1 pseudogene is annotated in these 6,956 nt (G+C 59.3%); it reads left to right on the plus strand.

Annotation, left to right across the window (positions count from 1 at the left end):
- Nucleotides 1-42: 42 nt before the first annotated feature.
- Nucleotides 43-6,956, plus strand: a pseudogene (locus ABN764_RS29270) (amino acid adenylation domain-containing protein); the annotation flags it as partial.

The following is a 6,956-nucleotide window of genomic DNA, read 5'->3' on the forward strand; positions in this document are numbered from 1 at the left end:
ACGGAAGCGAAGCTGGCGCAGCTCTGGCAAGAGGTACTGGGGATGGAGCGTGTCGGCATCCGCGATAACTTCTTTGAGATCGGGGGCCATTCGCTCCGGGCGATGACGCTTGTGTCGCGCATTCATCAGACGCTAGAGGCGGAGGTGCCGCTGCGGCAATTGTTCCTCTCGCCAACGATTGAAAGCTTGTCGGCTGCCCTGGAGGCGGCGGAAGGCCGCACATTTGAAGCACTTGTGCCCGCTCTGCTGCAGGCCGCATATCCACTGTCGTCCGCGCAAAAACGGCTGTATGTGCTGCAGCAGCTAGAAGGCGCTCAACTGAGCTACAACATGCCCGCTGCACTGCGCCTGACGGGAACGCTGGATCGCCAGCGGCTGGAAGATGCCCTACAGGCGCTAATCGCCCGTCATGAATCGCTGCGCACGGCGTTTGCGGCGGTAGACGGGGAGCCGATGCAGCGCATCGTAGAGGCTCCCGACTTCACCGTCGTGTACGAGGAGGCGAGAGGAGCCGATGCGCAGGCGTACATTCGCAGCTTCCTCCGTCCGTTTGACCTTGGCGTTGCGCCGCTGCTGCGGACGACGGTGGTGCGGCTGAACGAAGCGGATCACGTGCTGCTGTTCGATATGCACCATATCGTGTCTGACGGCACCTCGATGAACATTTTGGTGCAGGAATTGACGAAGCTGTATGCCGGAGAAGAACTGGAACCGCTGCGTTTGCAGTACAAAGATTATGCGCTCTGGCAGCAAGGGTACCGGCAAAGTGCGGCCTACCGGAAGATGGAAAGCTACTGGCTAAGCCAGTTTGCAGGCGAGTTGCCGGTGCTGAGCCTGCCGACGGATGCTCCGCGACCGGCGTTGCGCAGCTTCGAGGGGGATCGGGTAGACTTCGAGCTGGACAACGTGCTGGCCGAAGCGGTCAGAGAGCTGGCCCGGGAAAACGGCGTGACCGTGTACATGGTGCTGCTGGCCGCGTACAGCGCCCTGCTCGGGCGGTTAAGCGGTCAAGAAGAAGTGATCGTCGGTACGTCGATCGCCGGACGTTCCCATGCGGATCTGCAAGGGATGATGGGCATGTTTGTGAACACGCTGGCGCTGCGGATGAACCCGTCCGGAGAAAAGCCGTTCACGGCCTACTTGGAGGAAGTGAAGCAGACCGCACTCGGAGCATTGGAGCATGGAGACTACCCGTTCGAGGAACTGGTGGAGCAGGTTGTAAAGCAGCGGGATATGAGCCGCAATCCGCTGTTCGATGCTATGCTGGTGCTGCAAAACACGGAGCAGGCTGATTTGGAGCTGGCGGGCCTGCAATGGACGCCGTATCCGCTGGAGAGCGGAACAGCGAAATTCGACTTGACGCTATCGGTCAGCGAGCATGAGCAGGGGATGCGATGCTCCCTGGAATATGCGTCGAAATTGTTCGAACGGACGACGATCGAGCGCTGGGCTCGCCACTTCACCGAGCTGCTGCGTCAAGCGATCCGTCATCCGCAGACGATGCTGGGAAGCATCGAGGTGCTGACGGCTGACGAGCGGGAAGAGCTGCTGGTGGCGTTCAACGATACGGCAGTGGGGCTGCCGGCGGAAGCAACGTTGCATAAGCTGTTCGAAAAACAAGCGGCGAAAACAACTGACAAAGTGGCTGTGGTATTTGAAGATCATCAATTGACGTACTCCGAGCTGAATGAGCGGGCCAACCGGCTGGCGCGGACGCTTTTGGCCGCGGGTGTGGAAGCCGACCGATTGGTCGGCATTATGGCGGAGCCATCGCTGGAGATGGTCGTTGGCATTTTAGCTGTTTTGAAGGCTGGAGGCGCTTATGTGCCGATCGATCCGGCGTATCCAGCCGAGCGCATCCGCTATCTGCTGGAGGATTCCGGCGCATCGCCGCTGCTTCTGCAGACCCGCTTCCAGGAGTACGCCAGCCTGTTTGCAAAAGAGCTGATCAGGCTGGACGATCCCGCCGCTTACCTTGAAGACGGCACGAACCTAGGGAATGCCTCCAGTTCAAGCGATTTGGCCTATGTCATCTATACGTCCGGCTCGACAGGCAAGCCCAAAGGAGTTATGGTAGAGCACCGGAATGCCGTTAACGTCATTTCCTGGTTTATTTCCCGCTATGAGCTGAGCGATAACGTGATGTTAACGACATCGTTTACATTCGATCCCAGCGTTGAACAATTATTTGGCAGCCTGTTGGCCGGAAAAACATTGCACTTGATCCATAAAGAGACGTTGCTGAATCCGCCTAAGCTGCTGGACTACATCCACGAGAACAAGATCAATACGATTAATTTCACTCCGTCCTACATTCGGGAACTGCTCGTGGGTCAAACCAAACTACCGGGCTTACAACATGTCATCGCCGGAGGAGAAAAGCTGGACGATCGACTGAAAAAGGAAGTTTTGCAGCTCGGCTACAGCCTGTACAATCACTACGGACCTACGGAAACGACGATCGAGGTCCTCACAGGACCATGTTATTCAAACGCAAAAGCGACTGTAGGCAAGCCGATTCATAATACGGCGGTCTATATTTTGGACGCGCGCGGCGGATTGCAGCCGATCGGCGTCGCCGGGGAGCTGTACATCTCGGGAGCCGGGGTGGCCAGAGGCTACTTGAACCGTCCGGAGCTGACGGCGGAAAAGTTCGTCGAAAATCCGTTTGAGCCGGGCCGCCGGATGTACCGAACAGGCGATTTGGCCAGCTGGCTGCCTGACGGCACTGTGGATTATTTGGGCCGGATCGACGATCAGGTGAAAATCCGCGGTTATCGGATCGAGCTTGGAGAAATCGAAGCCCAGCTCCTGAAGGCAGCGGAGGTGGAAGAGGCGGTCGTGGTCGCACGCGAGGATGGTGCCGGGCAAAAGCAGTTGTGCGCGTACATTGTGGCGGAGCGCGTGCTGACGGTCGGAGAGCTGAGGAAGGCGCTGGCCCGCGAACTGCCGGAATACATGATTCCGGTGTACTTTACGCAGCTCGACCAGATGCCGCTGACCTCCACCGGCAAAGTGGATCGCAAAGCGCTGCCTGCGCCGGAAGCAGGCATGAGTGCGGGGACGGAATACGTCGCCCCGCGCACGGGCGAGGAAAAAGCGCTCGTGTCCGTTTGGCAGTCGGTGCTGGGCGTAGAGAAGATTGGCATCCAAGATCATTTCTTCGAGCTTGGCGGCGATTCGATCAAAGCGATTCAAGTCGCTTCGCGGCTGCTGCAAGCCGGGTATAAGGTCGAGATGAAAGATCTGTTCCGCTATCCGGTCGTCTCCGAGCTTAGCTCCCAGATGACGGCGGTCACTCGCCGTGCGGAACAAGGAGAGGTGCACGGCCCCGTGCCGCTCACGCCGATCCAGCGCTGGTTCGTGCAGCATGACCCCGTGGATCTGCATCATTTCAACCACGCGGTCATGCTGCACCGGGAAGACCGGTTCGACGTCGATGCGCTGCGCCTGACGATGCAGCGCATCGCTAGGCATCACGACGCGCTGCGGATGATCGTCACGCAGACGGAAGACGGCTACGCTGCTTGGAACCGCAGCGTGGAAGACGGCGAAAGCTACAGTCTGGACGTATTTGACTTCCGTGGCGAAGAAACATGGAGCCGACGAGTTAAGACGGAGGCCGGCAAGATGCAGGCCAGCTTCTCGCTGGCCACCGGTCCGCTCCTGAAACTGGGCTTGTTCCAGTGCTCGGACGGGGATCATTTGCTGATCGCGATTCACCATTGGGTCGTCGACGGAGTGTCTTGGCGGATCCTTTTTGAAGATATCGCGTCAGCATACGAACAAGCAGCACAAGGACAGGATATTCGGCTGCCGCTGAAAACGGACTCGTTTCAAACATGGTCGCGTCAGCTTGGCGCCTATGCGGCAAGTCCGGCGATAGAGACGCAGCGTGCTTACTGGAAATCGATTGCAGAGAAGGGCGCAGTGCCTCTGCCTAAAGATGATGAGCAAGGGGCGTCCACGCTGGCCGCCAGCCGGACGCTGATGGTGGAGTGGTCACAGGCACAGACGCAGCAATTGTTGAAAGAAGCACACCGGGCCTACGGGACGGAGGTCAACGATCTGCTGCTGACCGCACTAGCGATGGCGGTTCAAGCGTGGAGCGGACTCGAACGCGTGGCAGTCTTGCTGGAAGGGCATGGCCGAGAACCGATCGCGGCGGATGTGGATGTAAGCCGGACGGTCGGCTGGTTTACGAGCGCGTATCCGGTGGTGCTGGAGATCGAGCCGGAGATGAGCCTGACGCAGCGGATCAAGCGCGTGAAGGAAACGCTGCGGGCGATTCCACAAAAAGGGATCGGCTACGGTCTTCTGCGCTACATGTCCGCGTCGGAAGAGGCGTGGGCGTGCGATCCTGACATTTCGTTCAACTATTTGGGGCAGTTCGATCAGGATTTGGAGCACAGTGCGCTGCGAATCTCGCCGCTTTCTACGGGCGAGGCGATAAGTGGCCGAAGACAGCGTGCGGCGGCACTGGAATGCAACGGCATGATCGCGGAAGGAGTGCTTCGTCTGCACATCAGCTACAGCGCGGAGCAGTACCGCCAAGCGACGATGGAGCGGTTCGCGCACGAGTTGCAGATCAGCTTGCAAGAGCTGCTGGCCCATTGTGTCGCGCAGGAGAGAACGGAACTGACGCCAAGCGATTTGCTGCAGCCTGGCTTTACGCAAGAAGAGCTGGATGCGCTCATGCAGCGGAGCGAAGCGTTAGGTGAGATCGAAGAGGTGTACGCGCTGACGGCGATGCAGCAAGGGATGCTGTTCCACAGCCGCCTGAACCCGCAGGCAGGCGCTTACGTGAACCAGATCCATCTGACCCTGCAAGGCGAGCTGCAGCCGGCAGCGTTTGAACAAAGCTGGCAAACCGTCGTGCAGCGGCATGAGGTGCTGCGAACGAGCATCGACAGTCAGTGGCGAAGCGAGCCGCTGCAAGTCGTATACCGGAAACGGCCATTCAAAATTGCTTATTGCGATCTGTTGATGAACGACGCCGATGAGCAGGCAGCTTGCATAGCGCAGTGCAAGTTGGACGACCGGAAGAAAGGCTTTGCGGTAGCGTCAGAGAGTCTAATGCGTGTGGCGGTGCTCCGCACAGGAGAGCAAACCCACGAGGTGATATGGAGCTTCCATCATCTGTTGATGGATGGCTGGTGCTTGCCGCTGGTGATGGAAGAAGTATTGGGGATCTACAACGCTTTGCGCGCCGGAGAAGAGCCGCCGTTACGCAGCGTCCGCGCGTACCGCGACTATATCCGCTGGCTGTCCGAACAGGACACGAATTCGGCACGAACCTACTGGAAGGAGCAGTTGGATGGTAGCGAAGCGCTGGCGGTGCTGCCGAAGCGGCAGCGTCAGGCGCAAGGTTATGAAGCGAAACGCGTGAGCTGGAGTGTCCCTCGGGAGCAGAGCAAAGCCATCGCACTAGCAGCCACTGCGTACGGCGTGACGGTAAGCACGCTGCTGCAAACGGCATGGGGACTGGTGCTGCACGCCTACAGCGGCAGCAGGGATGCGGTATTTGGCGGCGTCGTGTCGGGCAGACCGGCAGACCTGCCCGGCGTGGAAGGGATGATCGGACTGTTCATCAATACGCTGCCTGTCCGGGTAACGTGCGAGGGACAGGAGACGGTTGCGGAACTGCTGAGCCGCATGCAGGCGCAGGCGCTGGCCTCGCAAGGGTACGCCTACTATCCGCTGCACGAGATCCAGGCGCAGTGCGCCGGAACGAGAGAACTGTTCGACCATATTCTTGTGTTCGAGAATTACCCGATGCAAACCGCGCAGGCGGAAGCATCAGCGGATGCAAGCGGACTGGAAATTACGGGGGTTCAGGCGGAGGAACAAACGAATTACGATCTGAACGTCATGATTCAGCCGGGAGAAGAGCTGCACATTCATTTCGACTACAACGGACAGGTGTACGAGCAAGGCACGATGGAGCGCTTGCAAGGTCACTGGATGCGGATGGTGGAGCAGATCGTGTCCACCCCTAACGTGGTGGTAGAGAAGCTGGAACTGCTGACGGCCGAAGAGCGGGAAGAGCTGCTGGTGACATTCAACGATACGGCGGTGGAGCTGCCTGCGGAAGCAACGGTGCATGCGCTGTTCGAACAGCAGGCTGCACGGACGCCGGAGCAACCGGCGCTCGTAAGCGGAGAAGCCGTATGGACGTACGGCGAGCTGGAGGCGCGAGCCAACCGCATCGCCGGCTGGTTGCGTGCGCACGGGGTGAGAAGCGAAGACCGCGTCGGGGTGCTGCTCAGCCGTTCGCCGCAACTGATCGCTGGTCTGCTGGGTGTGCTGAAAGCCGGCGCAGCCTATGTGCCGCTGGATCCGGCGCTGCCAGCAGCGCGCATCGAGGGAATGATCCAGGATGCCGATATCCGTATCCTGCTGAGCGAAAGGAGCCAGATAGAAACGGTGGCCTCCTGGGAAGAAACGCCGCTGTGGTATGTTCTGTGCTTGGATGAGGAACGCTCCGCCGTTACGGAAATAGCCGCAGCGGTTGTCGAAGGGAAGAAGGAACGATTGGCCGCCACGGATTCCGAAGGGCAGAAGGACTGCTCTGCCATGGTGAGGTTCGCCTCCGTGGAAGAACTCGAAACTTATTCACCGGCATCCAAGGGATCAACGGATGTACCGACAACGCCGATGAACAGCGCGTATGTGATCTACACGTCGGGCACCACCGGCAAGCCAAAAGGCGTGGTGGTAGAGCACCGGAACGTCGTGAACTTTATCGCGGGAATGGTGCGCTCGCTGCCGTTTGCGCCGTCTGCGTCGATCCTCTCGGTCACCACGGTGTCCTTCGACATCTTCGTTACCGAGAGCTGGGTACCGCTCAGCTGCGGGATGCAGATCGTTCTCGCGAGCGAAGCGGAGCTTCAGGACCCTGCGCTGCTGGGCGATTTGCTGGCGGAGCATCCGGTACAGCTGATGCAGACGACGCC

It is taken from the genome of Paenibacillus wuxiensis (assembly GCF_040195695.1).
Classification (GTDB): Bacteria; Bacillota; Bacilli; order Paenibacillales; family Paenibacillaceae; genus Paenibacillus_B; species Paenibacillus_B suaedae.